Raw genomic sequence first — 17,252 nt, forward strand, 5'->3', positions numbered from 1 at the left:
TATAAAAAAGTCCATTAGTTAGGCCGGCGCAAAAACCCGGACACAGCGAACACCATAAGTATTGTTTTTGATGATGGTTCCCTGAGTACTCATTCCATTAGCAAAAAATTCCTGAAACCACGCGTTATTTTCTGAGTCAGTGCTGGATTCAGTAGAGCTCCAATACCGGCCATTTACTGCCAATTCAGGAAGAAATCCTAAACTATATAAATTATTCGCAATATTGGGAGTATTCGCAGGGCAATTTGCATTGGCGCTGCCAGGAAATCCTGGGGTAAATATGCCTAATTCACAAATCGCGGGCAAATACCAAGTCCCTGGAGGTACTTCGCCACCATGATCTTCGGTAATTTGATAACATAACTCAGCCGCATTAGGAACCTCTCCTCCATAAAATTCAATCAGTATATTTGAATTACAGGAACCATCGGTCGCGCCATTGCAATTCTCGGGTGGGTTGGTAGAAGTTTCCGTGATTCCAGGGACATCATTAGGATTCATGCTCCAAACAAAGCCTGAACTTGCATCACTATCCCGCACTACAAAAAAAACTGAAGAATCGATTACAGAATATACTAAATAACCTTCTATAGAAAAAGCCAAGGCAATTGAGGGCGGTGAAATAACATTATCCCCTGTGACTGATATTCCCCCTTGGGCAACAAAAGCAGTAAAGAAAGGTGAGGTAATATTTATCATGCAGGATCCGTTTGCTGGGATAACAGCACATGTGGAGCTGGTAACCCCAGCTGCCACCCAGAGAGCAGGTAAAACAATTCTAACGTTAAATGCTGGAGTGCTGGTTAGATTCGTCACAGGGATATTAACGCCCACTGAATCACCAGCAGGAATAACTGCATTAGTAGGAACAGAAAGCATTGTTGTCGGCGATAAACTTACATTGACTGTTATTGGAATTGTATTCGCCGTATTTGTTCCAAAGACTGTTGAAGTGGTACTTCCCGGGGTAGCTCCTGGTTGATAAGTGATTTGACACGTATTGTTAGGCATTAAAAGTGCCGGACAAAAACTCATGACGCCAACGCCAAGTGGAGGTGATGATGCTATGGACGCCTGAACATTCGCAGCAGGTAGCGTACCAATATTGGTTACGGCGATTGATTGGGGGGAACCGCCGGTGATCAAATTTACCGTATTAGACGATACGTTGAGTAGTGCTTGCGGCTGAGCAGAACATGTTACAGCCTGCATATCAAAGAATGTGGCATTGGTATTGGTACCTTTAACCATGACACTGGAAATGAAGAAAGCAATTGAGGTATTGGTAAAAAAGGAAATGGTGCAACTTTTACCGGGCAACAAAGAGGCAGGACAGCCATTATTTTGCAGGACATAAAGGGAAAAAAAACTGTTTGCCGAAGAAGCCTGAATATTGTTTGCAGGAATTTTGGAGTTATTCGTAATGGTAACAGCGCCCGGGCTTGAGAGACATTGAGGTTGACTTACTTGAATCACACAGTTTTGCAATGACTTGGAGCAAATGACGCCACTTTTGCCGGTGCTAATGGTTAAGTTGGCTTTTTCAACAGTTTTGGAATATTCAAGTGCCCATAAAGATTGAATAGGAACGATAAAAAAAAGAAAAAAGTATAACAGTAGTTGTTGCACGCGACGCATAAAATTCATCCTTTTAATTAAACTGGGCGCATAGTTATGCAACCATATTACAGACCTCATCTTTTTTGCAAGAGTTTGGGATCTTATCATGGGGGTATTCCTTATAAAAGGGAAATGGTACTTGAACAATTTACTTGTAGATTGTTTATTTTCATGCCATTATGGTGGCAGTGTAAATTTTTTGAGTGATTTTTATGTTAAAAAAATTTCTTAGCATTACTTTTGTTTTGGTCACTTATGATGCGTTTGCTGTAACAGAGCTGGATTTATATCAAGCTCCATTAAGTAGTTTGAATCAATTTTCACTCAAACAACAATCAAACATAAGGGCTCGTGCAGCCGCTCCATCGGCAGAAAAGAATGCCTTACAGCAAGTGAGTCAGACCCAAGAGCACTCAAAAACAATCATGAGATACCAACAAATGTACCAGGGAATCCCTGTTGTTGGCGCACAAATTATGATTACTAAAGAGGATGCGCAAGTCAATGGACATTTACTTAACGACGTCCAACTGAATACAAAGCCCACACTGACGTCAAAAGAGGCTGTTAACTTGGCCAAAAAATCTTGGTTCAGCTTCAACTCACAAATGCCTACTTATGAGGAATTGAGTGAGTTGCAAATTAGGGCAGATCAAAATAATGAACTGCAACTGGTTTATCAAGTTTCATTTAAAACCACTCAAAATGATAACAAGCCGGCATGGCCATTTTTTATTGTAGATGCACAAAGTGGCGAAATCAGTAAGCAGTGGAATAACATAAAAAATTTTATGGATGGTGGTCCGGGTGGCAATGAAAAAGTTCATGAATACTGGTATGGGCGAGATGGATTGCCTTTTTTAGAAGTAACTCAAAATGGCAGTCAATGCATCATGGATATCGCCAAGGTAAAGCTTGTTAATCTGGGATCGGCTTGGGATTGGAATGATCTTTTGACCACTCCTTTTCAATATCCTTGCAGCAAGAATGTAGAAGAAAACATCAATGGTGCTTTTTCACCAACTAATGATGCTTATTATTTTGGCCACACCATAGTGAATATGTATAAAGAATGGTACGGGGTCAATGCACTGCAACATAGTAATGGAACCCCAATGCAGTTAGTCATGCGTGTCCATTTTGGCCAACATTATGATAATGCTTTTTGGGATGGACAGTTTATGTCTTTTGGCGATGGCGAGGATTTCTATCCCTTGGTATCTCTTGACGTAGCGGGTCATGAGGTAACACATGGTTTTACTGAACAGCATTCGGGACTTGAATACCATGATCAATCAGGTGCTCTCAATGAATCTTTATCCGATATGGCAGGCCAGGCAGCGCGTGCTTATCTCTTGGAAAAATTTCCTCAGCTTTATAATAAACTTTATTTGGAGCCAAATACTGTAACTTGGGGTATTGGTGAAACGATTGTTCGTGATTCTTTTGGTAAAGCGCTACGCTTTATGGATTTTCCTTCTTCAGATGGTAGTTCGGCTGATTGTTTGGATAAAAATCTAGCTCAAAGTCATGGGACCTATTGCGCAATTAGTTATCTAGAATTGGTTGCTTATGCAAAAGCACATATTTCTAATCCTCAAGAAAGACAAAGTTTTATTGTACATACTGCCAGTGGCGTATTTAATAAGGCATTTTATTTGTTGGCAAAAAATATAGGTATTAAACAGGCTTATCAGATGATGATTATTGCCAATAGCAAATACTGGACACCTACTACTAATTTTGTTCAAGGTGCTTGTGGTGTGCTGTATGCCGCAAAAGATATGAGTATTGATCAGAAAATGGTTCAGTCAGTTTTTGGTCAGGTAGGTGTGAAGACCACCGGCTGTAAGGTAAATTAAAGTATGGGTTTGTGGACTTTATGAGAAGAAGCTTATAAGCATATATGAGGTTCTTAATTGATTCGAAAACCCTGGTTATAAATCAAGTTCATTTTGATCTCTATAATGTTAATTTAATTATATTGTAATTCCTCCATTTAAAACGTTTTGACGCTTATAGGTTTTATTTTATATTGAACGCATTATACGATACTTTTTATCCGGCACAGGAATTAGCGGAAAACGCCTTGAACAGCATTCAGTGTGTGATGGAGTAGACACATCCATGTTTTATTGGGAAATGTTTAAAGAAAAATCTTTAATTTGAGCAGGCCATTGCTCATAGCGGTTGGGTCAAAACGACTCAACTTATGCTGAATTCTAGATTAGTTCATATCATCGTTTCAAAGAGCTCTTGCAAAAGACCAAGGAAATCCAGTATTGTTTATACGCAGGAGCAGGCAAATTCACCTCTCGCTTTTATTGTTTTTTATACGCAATTCAATAAAAGACATAGTCTTGAAAATTTTCATGTTTTCTCTACGTTAAAAGGGATTTTATGTACAAAAAACAATTAATATCGTCTCTCTTAGGCTTTTTGGTTGCCGATATATTATTTGCTAATGAAGTAGCAACAACATCATCACTACAAAATTTTTATAATAATTATAATAACTATTGGCATGCAGGTCCTTGGACTTCTCGTTTTACTAGCCAAGGCTTAATTAGTCGTAGTGAATTAGCTGGTTTCGTAGATGGAATGATTCCTGTGTTAGGGCAAAGTGACCGCTTAGTATATGTGGATGGTGCTTTTATGGGAGGACGAAATCAATCCATGGTAGCTAGCATGGGAACCGGTATTCGTAGTATCCATAACATACAATCAGATGAAGTTATTTTGGGTGGTTTCTTTTTTGCTGATTATCAAAGAATGAATCTAATGAATAATCAGTTGCACACATGGATAGCAAATCCGGGACTTGAGCTATTAACCAAGCATCATGAAGCACGAGTACAAGGTTATTTTCCTATGGGGAAACGAAGTCAACCTTATCTCTCCATGATGGCGAGTAACATGCCTCAATTTGTTCTTCATGATTCAGGAAAAACAAATATCGCACAAACAAGTGGTCATACATTCATTGATGCTCCTGTTAGTTTAACTCATGAATATGGTGTAGGTGTGGAAGGGGAGGTAGGACGTTATATACCTATAGCGGGAGGGGTATGGCTAAGAGGTGGCGTTTATCACTTCGACTATCATAATGCTCCTTCTGTGAATGGTTGGGAAGCGAATATAGAAGTTTATGCAGGAAAAAACATATCATTATTAGTGCAAGATAATTATGATAATCAAAATAAAAACTGGTTCTCCTTTGGAGTGCGCTTAAGTTTTGGTGGGCCTGATTATACACAAGTGAATCAGCTAAGAAATAGAATGGAGGAGCCCATTATTCGTCATATTGCACGCCAACCTTCAGGTGCTGCAATACCTATTAGGGAAAGTTATATATTAACTGGACCTACGCAAATTATAAATGATATTTGGTTTTTTAGTCCTTCTGGCACTAACTATACAAATTTTAATTCCAATATATGTACCGCAGAACATCCTTGCCAAACATTGAATCAATCTATTGCTGATGGTATTACAGCAACAGTAACTCGACCAGCGAATTTATGGTTCGCCTCAGGGAATTATACACTTCCAGCTAATAATGGTAGTCAAGTAGTCTATTTAGGTAATGGGCAAATATTATCTGGACGTAGTGCCGATTTCACAACAAGCGCTACTCTTGCTAGACCTATTATTAATGGGGGTTTATGGTGGTACGGAAATGGTTCGTTTCAGGACATGAATATAATTAATTCAGGACAAATAAATGTCATTGATAATTCAGTAGCAGCATTAGGTGCTGATAATAATCTTACAGTGAATAATGCCTCGGTTGTGGCGCGTGCTCAAGGGGTAACGGTTAATGGAATTGAAAGTGATAATCTTTCAGTAAACAATGCGGTTATATCCGCTGAAGGAGATCAATTTGTTATAGCTGCATCTGCATTAAATGCTATAAACGTCACTAATTCAGAACTAAGTGCGTTAGGTACAGATGCTGGCCAAATTTTTGGTGTAATAGGAAATCAATTAGCTACACCCGTTAATGTAGTTGTCAGAAACTCTAATATTAAGGTTGTCTCCACAGGAGATTCTTCTTTTGTTTTAGGGGTTTGGGGCATCAATACCGGTACGGTAATTGTAGATGATTCAGTGATTAGTGCTATAGGACCTCGTATTGTGGTTGGAGTGGATAGTGATGGGGGGAATGTTGAGGTAAATAGAAGTTCTATTTATTCAGAAGGAGGAGATAGCCTGGTAAATGGGATTTTTGCTCAAGGAAGTATCAGAGCTCAAGAGGTGAATATTACCGCAAGAAATAACTCAACAGGGGAGTCTTTAGGAATAGTAAATAACATGGGTGATGTTTTTTTAACTGACTCAACAATTAACTCCTTTAGTACTGCTATTGCTTATGGAATTTCTGCTAATGGTGGAAATGTTTTTAGTACTAATAACATTATTTTTGCACAAAGTTCGAGCGCTATCCCAGGAAGATGGGTTTTAGGAATTTATGCAAATCAAAATGCGACAATAAATAGTTCGAAAGTTACCGCTCAAAATATTAGTACTGCTGCAACAAGTGTAACACAAGGCATTGTGTCTGATGGCGTTTTAACCTTTGAAGGTGGTGAAAGTAGTGTATCAGCTACCTCATCAACACCTGCATCGTCAGATGCTGTTATTGGGGCTGAAGGAGTAATTAATAATAGTAACCCTAAATCACAATGTTCTATCAATGGAGGTGCTTCTGCTGATTGTGCTTAACTTTATAAGCACCGGAAATTTTATCCAAAGAGAGTATGAATTATTGTTATCAAATCCTACAGTATTTGACATAACCTACCTTGCTGCTTTCTGGATATTCATTTGGGGAGTTACTGGGGGAAGTGGTTGGAGTAGATTCTGGGAGGGACGTTGGGGAACGAATCATGATAATGAGGTTACCTATCGAGTGTTTGGGGCAATAGACAAGCGTAGCAACTGTCTTAAAATAAAATTCAAGGCTAAAATTGAAGGGCAGAAGAAGAATTGGTTGCCTTTGCAAAAAGAGCATTCACAAATAGCAGCATAATAGAAAGCCCCAGATGGGGCTTTCTATTTCAGAAAATAAGTAACTAAGCACTAAGAGAATTCATTGAGGTATTTTATGAAAGTACTTGGAAAAAATGCTCAAATTTATATTTCTAATTTAGAGCTTGTATTTCTACTATAGAAGAACTTGTGATTCCCAGGCGACTTGCAGCCGCATATGAAAGATCTATAATTCGCGTACTATAAAAGGGGCCTCGATCATTAATACGAACCACCACTGTTCGTCCATTTTTTACATTCTTAACTCGTAGTCGGGTGTTAAACGGGAGCGTAGGATGTGCAGCTGTCATGGAATACATATTGTATCGCTCTCCATTAGATGTCTTATGATGATGGAAGCGTTTACTATAAAACGAAGCTAGTCCTCGTGCTTTATACCCTTTTGCAGATCTAAGAGGTGTATATACTTTACCCTTAACTTTATAAGAAGCTATTTCATGTCCTAGAGGCTTTGTTTTCATACAGGCGGTTAAACTAAATAACAATCCTGTAATGACAAAATATTGCATAGTTTTAATGGCTAATCTCATGCTTATCCTCAAATACCAAATGAGCCTGGAAACATAGCATATTGATTAAAGTCTGGCGACATATTCGTTGAATACTGAGCATACTATCTAATATTGGATCCTTTGACATAGATAATCAGACTTAATGATATTCCTGTTCAGAAAGTTCACGAGACTAGCCCCGCACAAAGTCTAGAATTTAATAAATAACCCCCATTTTATATACGCATATCACTTCATGCTGTCTCCTATATCATTCCTATTAATGAACAATAATTAATTACAAAAAATAACTTGCATATGAAATATAGTTTCACTATAATTTCAAATGAAAGGGGCTCGGAATGAAAACTTCTAGTAGTACACATCATAAAGAAGAAATTGTTTTGTCGAAGGCTTTATGTAACTTGGCAAAATTTTATTCTTTATCCGGAAAAGACTTAGGTAAAATCATTGGCATAAGTGAACCCAGCGCATCTCGTCTCAGTCAGGGGAAAAAATTAATTTCACCTCATACAAAAGAAGGTGAAATCGCTCTATTACTTTTAAGGATATATAGAGGCTTAAATGCTATGGTTGGAAATAATCATGAAAAAGCTAAATTATGGCTCAATAGCCAAAATAAATATTTTAAAAATAAACCTATTGAAGAAATGAAAACTATTTCTGGTTTAATCAGGGTACTTAACTATTTAGATGCAATGCGCGGTAAATTATGAGTATTTGGATCGAATGTGAAGGTCTAAAATTTTGCAAATATTTGGAGTTGGAACCATGGAGAATAGTTGAGGATCAATATAGTTCAAGCTCTAGAGATTTAGTTGAGAGCAGCGAAGAACACGATCTTTTAGAAAAATTACTAGATGATTCAAAACCTCAAGCAGCCAATAATAAACACTATTTAATTTTTACTCCTTTTAGATATCCTCCACTTGAGTATGGATCCCGGTTTGGTAATACTTATGAACCTTCGCTGTGGTATGGCTCTTTAACTCAGAAGACAGCATTTGCAGAGGTAGCATTTTACCGTTTGAAATTTTTTGATGATACTGTAGCAAATCTAGGGTACATTGAAATTCGAATGACTGCATTTAAGGCTTATATACAAGCAAAAAATGGAATCGACTTAACAAAGTCACCATTTCAAAAATATCAAGATAAAATTTCAAGCAAAACAAATTACGAACAAAGTCAACTTTTAGGTACGGAGATGAGAGAGGCAAAAGTTGAGGCTTTTATATTTGCTTCAGCAAGAGATAAAAATGCGGGGGAAAATGTTGCAGCATTCACACCAGACGTATTTAAAATTAAAAATAAAGAATATATAACTAATATGCAAAATTGGCGGTGTATAGCAAACAAAAATGTTATTGAATTTAGTCGCGATGATATTTTACAGAGAAAAAATCTGGAATTTTCTAAAGCTGAATTTGAAGTCATGTGAATTAAGGGTGTCAGGAAAGGTCTTAGAGTATGTATCCTAATACCAGCAATTTCTTTCTCAGGTTTCTAGTTAGACTAATACTTAACCCCGTTTACCAAAGTAAATGAGGTTAAGGCTTTGCTAGCTGAGATTGAACTCTTCCGGGAGGTGGCAAGTTAGTCTTCATAATCAAGTTCTTCGCTCTTCCTTCTTAGGAAATATTTTGACTATAATAGGTTTGGGCTATTCAGCAGGTGCAACATGGGGTTATTTATTCAAACTATTAAATCCCTGGCTAAATTTATTCGTTTTGTCTTTATTATTTTTTTTCTCATAGCGACAACATCTTATATTTTAAGTTTTTTACTTGCTTCTAAAGAAACAAAAACTTTAAAAGTACCGAAGATAAGGGCAACAGAAAACCAATTAAAAAATTTTACTTCAACTACTTTAAGTAAAGGATGGTTTGAACATCTTAGTGTGGTAAATACAAATATTTTTTATGCAAGTGGAATTAATTTAGTTAATAAAAGTCCTTACTCTTTTTATAAAAGTACTGATGGGGGTTTAACTTGGGATTCTATGAAAACACCATTTAGTACGAGTATTTCCGTAATTAATGAAGATATTTTATATGTCGGTAGCTTAAAATTTGGTGTTGGAAAAACAGTAGATGGAGGTAAAACCTGGAGTCCAACGAATTTGTCAAATGTTGATATTCTACAAGTCCAAGCTTTGGATTCTAATTCAGTTTATGCTCTCACAAGTAACAAGATTGGTTTTGGAGGTAGTCTTTTTCAAACAAATGATGGAGGAACGACATGGAAAAAAATTTATTCTTCAATATGGACCGTCCCTCTAACATTTTATGCCGTAAATTCAAAAATAATCTATTTAGGTTTAAGTCATGGTTTTATTAATAACAGTAAAATTCTAAAAACGACTGATGGGGGTTTAACTTGGGAGACTGTCTTTGTAGGTACAAATAAAACCTCTATTGATACACTGTATTACAAGGAAAATACTTTGTTTGCCACAACTTCCGAAGGCCTACTTAAAACTTTGGATGGCGGTAAAAATTGGTATTTAATAACCAAGGGCTTACCAAGGGTATTTGAAAGTAAAATATATTACTTTCCAAAAATTACGGCGCTTAATTCTCAAGAAATCATCTTATCTTCTCCCGCATTACAATCAATTTATATTACTTATAATGGAGGTAGCTCATGGCAAAATATTCCAATAAATAAAACTGTCCATGACATCACAACTTTTAATAATATAATTTATGTCGGGACCCAAGGTTCTCTTATTCAACTTCAAGAAAATCCATAATTCAAAGAATCAAAATTCTCGAAACTTTTAGCGCACTTAGGTTCCGTTTTAGTTTGAAGTCTGTTTACTGTGAAGTAGACTTAATGCAGAAAACTAACCTCGAAATAGTTCAACACTTGAAAAACCGTTTTGTTTAGCCTCATAAGCAGCAACGGTCGCAAAACCCCCGTTTTATTTCCTCTTTAAATACTTGACTATAGGCTTGAATCTATATAGCATTTAACCTATAATAAAAAGGAGAGGGTATGTGGTCAATAGAAACGACAGACACCTTTGATATCTGGTTTGATGCTTTGGATGATATAGATAGGACTAACATGTTGGCATCAATGATAGTATTACAAGAGAAAGGGCCTATGCTATCAAGACCCTATGCAGACACTGTTAAAGGCTCTTGTCATAGTAATATGAAGGAGTTACGAGTCCAAAGTAAAGGTGATCCAATCAGGGCGTTTTTTGCATTTGACCCAAAGCGGAGAGGTATTTTATTGTGTGCTGGCAATAAAACAGGAAATGATAAACGATTTTATGATGAAATGATTCCAATAGCTGATCGTGAGTTTACTGCTCATCTGAAAAAGTTAAATAAGGAGTAATTATTATGGCGAGAACCCTTGAACAAATTCTTGCAGCAGAAAAACCAGGAGTGGTTAAAAAGGCACAAGAAAAGGCAGAAGAAATGTTGCTCAATATCCATTTAGCTGAGCTTCGCGAGTTGGTACAAAAGACTCAAGTAGATATGGCAAATGTTCTTGGCATAAAGCAGCCCACAGTCGCTGAGATGGAAAAGCCTGGACGTGATCTTAAGCTATCATCTTTAAAGCGCTATATTGAAGCAACTGGGGGAAAATTACGGCTCGATGTTGAGCTTCCGGATGGGACACATTATGGTTTTGCTATTTAACTACTAAATATTATGACATTGATTCTTGCTGAAGCTAGCCTTGATGGCTCCAATAGCCCCCTGCTTGAAACACAAAGTGGCCTTGCTTTAATGCAGAAAAAATAGTTGGAGCATAAACCGATTTTAAAAAAGAATTGACTTGAGGGGATAAACTACAGAATTAGCTCGCTGACCGCAATAAGCGAAGCCACAACTGAATAACAGTAAACTATTTAATATCCTTTTTTTCATCAATACTCCTTTGTTAACTGTAACCTTCCCAACTTAACAAATTAATTCACCAGACTAAACACTAACCACAAACAAAACAATAGCCTTGCTGTTAAAATTATCGGCGTTTTGGCAATCGATAGGGTTATGTTGCAAAATTTTTCTTAGCCCCAAAAGCAGATATTTTGGGCGAATTTATGCGGCGAGTCCATAGAAATGAAGAAATAATGATTTTAGACCCGATGAAATTACTGAATGATATTTTGTTGAATGGAAGCAAGAATTGTCTTTAGTATTTATTTATGACATTTATAGGAGTCGTGTGGAATAACCACCAAAAGTGTTAATATTGAGTTATTCCACACGATCCCGAATAGAGCTGATTCTTACGAATCTATTAAAACTGGCTTAAGTCTGAATTTAGGCTGGATTCATTATCGAGCATTAATGCGAATTGACAGAGAAGAAGCACGACAATTTTATACGGTTGAAGCAGAAAAAAACTGTTGGAGTGGAAGAGAGCTTGAAAGGCAAATAAATAGTTTACTTTATGATAGATTAGCTAAAAGCAAAGATAAGGAAGGATTAATAAATCTAGCTAAAGAAGAGTCAAGAAATTAATAAACCGGAAGATGCTATAAAGGAACCGGTTGTATTAGAGTTTTAAGGGCTATCGGAATCAACGAAATTAGTTGAGTCGGAACTTGAAGAAGCATTGATTAACAATTTACAACAGTTTTTATTAGAACTAGGAAAAGGTTTCTCGTTTGTTGGACGTCAAAAAAGATTAACTTTTGATGGTGATCATTTCTATGCTGATTTAGTTTTTTTACCATGTTATTCTTAAATGTTACGCTATTATTGAATTGAAAGTAGGGCGGTTTGAACCAGAATACCTAGGGAAGCTCTCATTTTACCTGGAGAGCCTAGATCGAACTGTGAAAAAAGCACATGAGAATTCTTCTATAGGGTTATTATTATGCTTATGCGCGAGTAAAGATAAAGAAGTTGTCGAATTTTCATTAAATAGAACTTTATCTCCCGCATTGATTGCGGAGTACCAAATTCAACTTCCTGATAAAAAATTGCTTAGCAATTGGATATTTCCAAGACCACTTTATATTACCTACGGCACAGAAATGTTTGTATTGGGGAAAAAACATAAAAATTTAAACCATTTCATCGAGTTATTTTAAATACAAATTAATAACCATTTCGCGTATAATTTAGTCTTTTTTATAATGGAGATACCATGTCTTATAGAGATTTCTCATCTTTTCATAACATTAAACTATTGTTTGGTAATCCCAAAGAAGGTCTAAATTATGGTTATACCTGCACCCCAAACTTTCAGCCTGTACAAAACTCTTCTTTCGATGGGGATTTTTTTCTTTTATTCAGACGAAGTGAATATGCTGCTCAAGTTGAATTAGCTTGCTCTAAAATATTTAAAGGACTTATGGGTTATGGCCCTGAATTGGAGATTATTAAAGAAAACAATGAGTTTTATATTGCGAGCAGGAGGATAAAAAATTTTAGAGAGGGTTGTCCTGATCTCAAAGAGCAAAGTCAATTTCAAGATATTAAGGGTTTAGCAGGAATGTTTATTATTTGCTATTTCCTTTGTGAAACCGACATGCATTCGGGTAATTTTGGCTTGCAGGATACAGGTAAGGAAAAAAGAACATTTAGGATAGATATGGCTGAGTCTTTGGACTATGAAATGTTACGAACTACACTTACATTATCATCGTTACAAAAAATTCCCTACATAGTCGAGCAGCATTATCATGGTGTAGATGAGAACTCTTTGCCTCAAAATTATGTGAGCTCCGAGAGTTTTCAAAATGAAAAAATAGCTATGATAAAGTTAATTGCAAATACTCCTTTTTCATTTTTTGAAGATATCATTCGCACTACGATAACATCCGATTTATACACACACCAACAAATAATGTTTGATAAATGTCTTGCCCTAGTTGAAGATGAAGAGGAAATTACTTCAATGAAGAATGCTTTTTCTAAAATAGAAGCTAATGAATGTGATATAGAGTCTTTAATAAAATTATTAAAAAATAGGCATGAGCAATGGCAATTATTAGCGCTTGAAAAAAATCTTGATCAAGATTTTAGTTTGGCAAATCCTTCGCTCTTTATGAAAGAACTAAATCTGTATCATGGAAATACATCTGAAAGTGAAGGAGAAGAAGAACTTTCTTATTCAGATCAAGGGATAAGTCTGAATAACTCTTATTCTGGTATCGGTTTTTTCCCATCGCCAAAAAATGACGGCAATGAAGATAATCAATCTAAAACTAATGACTTCACACCCATTGAATATATAAATTAATGATAGTTATTATGAGATCAAGACGGAACAAGAGGTTTTTCTGAAATTAGTGGAGTAACTCAAAATTAACACTTTTGGTGGTTATTCCACATGCCCCCTATTAAAACCGGTCAATGTGCTTATGTCTGGTAATAGAACTTTTCTACTGATGAGCCACAGCGTGCAACGTTCAAACAGAATGCTTAGTCTTTCATTGCCATGCCGTGCTTGATCATACAGCCCAGCGAGTTAATCGAGCCCGCCAAGATCTTTATAATCAAATACAGTCTTTATTTCACCATAATGATCTAATCGCGTTGCTTTACGATCCTATAGGATGCAAGTACTACTGGAAGTTCAAACGCTAATTGTTTTGCAATGTAGTGGACAACTTGATTGGGCACATTAATTGGGTTTCGATCGCTCTGTGATGGTGCTATTGATACAACAACGGCTTCAGGAGAACTAATTTTTAATATTTTTTCTTCTTTGGCTCAATTTGAACGACGATTAATTCAAGAAAGAACTAAAGCCGGTTTAGATGCCGCGCGTGCTAGAGGTAGAAGCGGTGGACAAAAGAAGGTTTCTTCGAACAACCCTAAAATGCTTACTGCTAAACGCATGCATAAAAATCATGGCATGAGCATTAATGATATTTGTAAGACTCTTAAAATCTCGCGCTAGTTTTTATCGATATCTTGCCCTTGATGACCATAGGTGAGGATGACATTTTGAAATTAATGGATAATATTTTTAGTGGGTATTTATGATGCAATTGCGTTTTTTTATAGCATATCGCGGGGTTTTAAATGTTAGATCTTATTCGTTTGTGGGAAAATACGCTACCTCAACACACAAGTATAGAACAATTATCTCGTTCTTATGTTAATGACACCAAACAAGCTGCAATTAATTTTGATACTAATACAACCCAATCAAGTTTTGAATTTACAGAGCCTTCAAAGGTTATTTTTGTAAAAAACAGTTCAACTTTAGAACCAGCTGATTTTTATGATGATTTACCAGAAGTTAATCTGACTAAGGAAGAAGAAGATGCTCGATTAAGAGTAGTTGAAGAACAAAAAATCAAAAATCCCCGTTTTTAAGATGGCAAACAAATGATTATCACGGGCGTAACGTACAATGAAAGCACTAATACTCTCTATAATCAGACCTAAAGTAATTTCACGTCTCAATTAGTAAACTTACAAACTCAAAAAAAAGTGAATCAATTCAGAACAGGGATAACTGCTTTATCCTTTTACTTTGAGATATAAATATTAAAATTAATCTATGAAAAAACTATCATTACTTGAAAAAGAATATTTAATTGTGAGCATTTTCCCAAAACCACTTGTTTTTTAATTTAAAAGCCTCTTACCTAAAAGCTGCGACTTTTAATGAAAATTTTCTTGCCTTTAAAGGCATACCTACTTAACTTAAAAACCCTGGTGAGCGCATATTGGTCGAATTGGGTATTTATGTTATATTTCGTTCTAATTTTTAAAAAGGAAAATAAATGCCTTATTTCTATGAAAAAAATAGTCAAATCTATTCAACAGGTTCCATTGACGAATTGATTTATCATTCATTCCCCTCTGATGTACAATCACCGGATAAAATAGCTCATTATAAGGCTGTTGCCCCAATTATTTTTTCTCCGCAATATAAGATATCTCGTTCAGCTACGATAGAGGACATCAATTTAGGTCAAGATTTTATAGATTTTTTAGCACATCATAAATTAACTTCAGCAAACAAGTATAATGGCGTTGATCTTTTATATCTTTTATCCTTAAGTCATGATACAGCTTTGCGTGCCGGAGTTTGGAAGTTAGGCTCTCAGTCTCATTTAAAAGCGACTGATATTATCAGTAGCCTATCAAAATTAGATGCTATCGATCGCGTACCTCTTATGAAAGAATCCATAACGGCATGGAAAGAATTTTTTCTAAAAGCTCTATTTGAATTGCAAATACAAGAGACAGAGGCTTGTCCTGATAGCACTCGAAATATGTTGGGTCAGATGTCTTTATATTCCTCTGCAAAAAATGATAAAAAGAATTACCATGAGCACTCTCAGAATGACCAAACAAGATTAGAGATTGAACAGGAACAGTTTCGTTTGCTGGAAAGAGCTTATCACAAAAAAGAACAGGATAGGGAGAATGAAATGGAATCCTACAATTATGAAGATGAGGAATACTACGCTCCACAACCGCAGTATTACTACAATTAATAATTCTATTGTAGAAAATTTCTATTAAGGAAGAATGAAATTTTCTACAACATGTAATGCAGAACAATTTGTTGAAACCGAGTTAACCAATAAGATTTATACTGTTCGTGAAAATTCTTGTGATGCTTAATAGTGAGCTTGTAGAGATTCATGGGATTGAAACAAGGGAATTTAATCAAGTAGTCAAACGTAATTTAGTACGATTTCCACAAGAGTTTAGTTTCCACTGGCAGCAGTGACCTTAAAAAGCCTGATTACTTTTGAAAAGTAAACCTTAAGCAGAAATTGACCTCAAAATAAACAATCACTTGAAAAACAAATTTATTTAGACTCATAAGCAGCAACGTTCACAAAGTCCCCATTTTATATACGCATATCACTTCATGCTGTCTCCTATATCATTCCTATTAATGAACAATAATTAATTACAAAAAATAACTTGCATATGAAATATAGTTTCACTATAATTTCAAATGAAAGGGGCTCGGAATGAAAACTTCTAGTAGTACACATCATAAAGAAGAAATTGTTTTGTCGAAGGCTTTATGTAACTTGGCAAAATTTTATTCTTTATCCGGAAAAGACTTAGGTAAAATCATTGGCATAAGTGAACCCAGCGCATCTCGTCTCAGTCAGGGGAAAAAATTAATTTCACCTCATACAAAAGAAGGTGAAATCGCTCTATTACTTTTAAGGATATATAGAGGCTTAAATGCTATGGTTGGAAATAATCATGAAAAAGCTAAATTATGGCTCAATAGCCAAAATAAATATTTTAAAAATAAACCTATTGAAGAAATGAAAACTATTTCTGGTTTAATCAGGGTACTTAACTATTTAGATGCAATGCGCGGTAAATTATGAGTATTTGGATCGAATGTGAAGGTCTAAAATTTTGCAAATATTTGGAGTTGGAACCATGGAGAATAGTTGAGGATCAATATAGTTCAAGCTCTAGAGATTTAGTTGAGAGCAGCGAAGAACACGATCTTTTAGAAAAATTACTAGATGATTCAAAACCTCAAGCAGCCAATAATAAACACTATTTAATTTTTACTCCTTTTAGATATCCTCCACTTGAGTATGGATCCCGGTTTGGTAATACTTATGAACCTTCGCTGTGGTATGGCTCTTTAACTCAGAAGACAGCATTTGCAGAGGTAGCATTTTACCGTTTGAAATTTTTTGATGATACTGTAGCAAATCTAGGGTACATTGAAATTCGAATGACTGCATTTAAGGCTTATATACAAGCAAAAAATGGAATCGACTTAACAAAGTCACCATTTCAAAAATATCAAGATAAAATTTCAAGCAAAACAAATTACGAACAAAGTCAACTTTTAGGTACGGAGATGAGAGAGGCAAAAGTTGAGGCTTTTATATTTGCTTCAGCAAGAGATAAAAATGCGGGGGAAAATGTTGCAGCATTCACACCAGACGTATTTAAAATTAAAAATAAAGAATATATAACTAATATGCAAAATTGGCGGTGTATAGCAAACAAAAATGTTATTGAATTTAGTCGCGATGATATTTTACAGAGAAAAAATCTGGAATTTTCTAAAGCTGAATTTGAAGTCATGTGAATTAAGGGTGTCAGGAAAGGTCTTAGAGTATGTATCCTAATA

General features: G+C 35.7%; 19 protein-coding genes and 1 pseudogene. 18 read left to right on the plus strand and 2 right to left on the minus strand.

What is annotated here, in order from left to right:
• Positions 1-18: 18 nt before the first annotated feature.
• A complete protein-coding gene (locus DY223_RS00095; protein ID WP_160116259.1) occupies positions 19-1,638 on the minus strand; it encodes a COG1361 family protein in 1,620 nt (539 codons plus the stop codon).
• A 194-nt stretch (positions 1,639-1,832) separates the two neighbouring features.
• On the opposite strand from DY223_RS00095, the gene DY223_RS00100 reads away from it, so the two are divergent.
• The 3 genes from DY223_RS00100 to DY223_RS00110 all read left to right on the plus strand — a co-directional run bounded on the left by DY223_RS00100 (position 1,833) and on the right by DY223_RS00110 (position 6,652).
• On the plus strand, positions 1,833-3,482 hold the full coding sequence (locus tag DY223_RS00100) for a M4 family metallopeptidase (protein WP_058459561.1): 1,650 nt from the start codon (positions 1,833-1,835) through the stop codon (positions 3,480-3,482).
• A 538-nt stretch (positions 3,483-4,020) separates the two neighbouring features.
• Entirely contained in the window at positions 4,021-6,345 is a 2,325-nt protein-coding gene (locus DY223_RS00105; RefSeq protein ID WP_058459560.1) for a hypothetical protein, read from the plus strand.
• Complete coding sequence (locus DY223_RS00110) at positions 6,338-6,652, plus strand: hypothetical protein (RefSeq protein ID WP_058459559.1); 315 nt, start codon at positions 6,338-6,340, stop codon at positions 6,650-6,652. The genes DY223_RS00105 and DY223_RS00110 overlap by 8 nt, the downstream gene beginning before the upstream one ends.
• A 112-nt stretch (positions 6,653-6,764) precedes the next feature.
• Here the strand turns inward: DY223_RS00110 and DY223_RS00115 are convergent, their stop codons facing one another.
• A complete protein-coding gene (locus tag DY223_RS00115) occupies positions 6,765-7,202 on the minus strand; it encodes a septal ring lytic transglycosylase RlpA family protein (RefSeq protein WP_058459557.1) in 438 nt (145 codons plus the stop codon).
• A gap of 323 nt (positions 7,203-7,525) precedes the next feature.
• Between DY223_RS00115 and DY223_RS00120 the strand changes: the two genes are divergently transcribed.
• The 15 genes and pseudogenes from DY223_RS00120 to DY223_RS00185 all read left to right on the plus strand — a co-directional run bounded on the left by DY223_RS00120 (position 7,526) and on the right by DY223_RS00185 (position 17,210).
• Entirely contained in the window at positions 7,526-7,900 is a 375-nt protein-coding gene (locus DY223_RS00120) for an antitoxin Xre/MbcA/ParS toxin-binding domain-containing protein (RefSeq protein ID WP_058459044.1), read from the plus strand.
• Positions 7,897-8,625 (plus strand): RES family NAD+ phosphorylase, encoded by a 729-nt coding sequence (locus DY223_RS00125; protein WP_058459043.1) that lies wholly within the window; start codon positions 7,897-7,899, stop codon positions 8,623-8,625. Before DY223_RS00120 ends, DY223_RS00125 begins: the two co-directional genes overlap by 4 nt.
• A gap of 240 nt (positions 8,626-8,865) precedes the next feature.
• Positions 8,866-9,939 (plus strand): WD40/YVTN/BNR-like repeat-containing protein, encoded by a 1,074-nt coding sequence (locus DY223_RS00130; protein ID WP_058459042.1) that lies wholly within the window; start codon positions 8,866-8,868, stop codon positions 9,937-9,939.
• Positions 9,940-10,184: 245 nt separating this feature from the next.
• A complete protein-coding gene (locus DY223_RS00135) occupies positions 10,185-10,535 on the plus strand; it encodes a type II toxin-antitoxin system RelE/ParE family toxin (protein WP_058459050.1) in 351 nt (116 codons plus the stop codon).
• Between the two features lie 5 nt (positions 10,536-10,540).
• A complete protein-coding gene (locus tag DY223_RS00140) occupies positions 10,541-10,843 on the plus strand; it encodes a helix-turn-helix domain-containing protein (RefSeq protein ID WP_058459049.1) in 303 nt (100 codons plus the stop codon).
• A 606-nt stretch (positions 10,844-11,449) separates the two neighbouring features.
• Positions 11,450-11,674 (plus strand): DUF1016 N-terminal domain-containing protein, encoded by a 225-nt coding sequence (locus tag DY223_RS00145; protein WP_259293093.1) that lies wholly within the window; start codon positions 11,450-11,452, stop codon positions 11,672-11,674.
• Between the two features lie 70 nt (positions 11,675-11,744).
• Positions 11,745-11,900, plus strand: a pseudogene (locus DY223_RS19750) (PDDEXK nuclease domain-containing protein); the annotation flags it as partial.
• Positions 11,893-12,249, plus strand: a complete 357-nt coding sequence (locus DY223_RS00150; protein WP_374930668.1) for a PDDEXK nuclease domain-containing protein — start codon at positions 11,893-11,895, stop codon at positions 12,247-12,249. The pseudogene DY223_RS19750 and the gene DY223_RS00150, both read left to right, overlap by 8 nt.
• Before the next feature lie 56 nt (positions 12,250-12,305).
• Positions 12,306-13,403 carry a hypothetical protein gene (locus DY223_RS00155; protein ID WP_058459047.1) on the plus strand — a complete coding sequence of 366 codons (1,098 nt, stop codon included), beginning with the start codon at positions 12,306-12,308 and terminating at the stop codon, positions 13,401-13,403.
• Between the two features lie 375 nt (positions 13,404-13,778).
• On the plus strand, positions 13,779-14,066 hold the full coding sequence (locus DY223_RS00160; RefSeq protein ID WP_202972290.1) for a recombinase family protein: 288 nt from the start codon (positions 13,779-13,781) through the stop codon (positions 14,064-14,066).
• Positions 14,067-14,191: 125 nt separating this feature from the next.
• The gene (locus DY223_RS00165) at positions 14,192-14,488 is read left to right on the plus strand and encodes a hypothetical protein (RefSeq protein ID WP_058459046.1); all 297 of its coding nucleotides are present in this window, start codon (positions 14,192-14,194) and stop codon (positions 14,486-14,488) included.
• Between the two features lie 413 nt (positions 14,489-14,901).
• On the plus strand, positions 14,902-15,621 hold the full coding sequence (locus tag DY223_RS00170; RefSeq protein WP_058459045.1) for a hypothetical protein: 720 nt from the start codon (positions 14,902-14,904) through the stop codon (positions 15,619-15,621).
• A gap of 122 nt (positions 15,622-15,743) precedes the next feature.
• Complete coding sequence (locus DY223_RS19755; RefSeq protein WP_082642425.1) at positions 15,744-15,860, plus strand: ORF6N domain-containing protein; 117 nt, start codon at positions 15,744-15,746, stop codon at positions 15,858-15,860.
• Positions 15,861-16,110: 250 nt separating this feature from the next.
• Entirely contained in the window at positions 16,111-16,485 is a 375-nt protein-coding gene (locus DY223_RS00180; protein ID WP_058459044.1) for an antitoxin Xre/MbcA/ParS toxin-binding domain-containing protein, read from the plus strand.
• Positions 16,482-17,210 (plus strand): RES family NAD+ phosphorylase, encoded by a 729-nt coding sequence (locus tag DY223_RS00185; protein ID WP_058459043.1) that lies wholly within the window; start codon positions 16,482-16,484, stop codon positions 17,208-17,210. Before DY223_RS00180 ends, DY223_RS00185 begins: the two co-directional genes overlap by 4 nt.
• Positions 17,211-17,252: the final 42 nt, after the last annotated feature.

Origin of the sequence: Legionella bozemanae (assembly GCF_900450575.1) — a bacterium.
In the GTDB taxonomy this organism is placed as follows: Bacteria; Pseudomonadota; Gammaproteobacteria; order Legionellales; family Legionellaceae; genus Legionella; species Legionella bozemanae.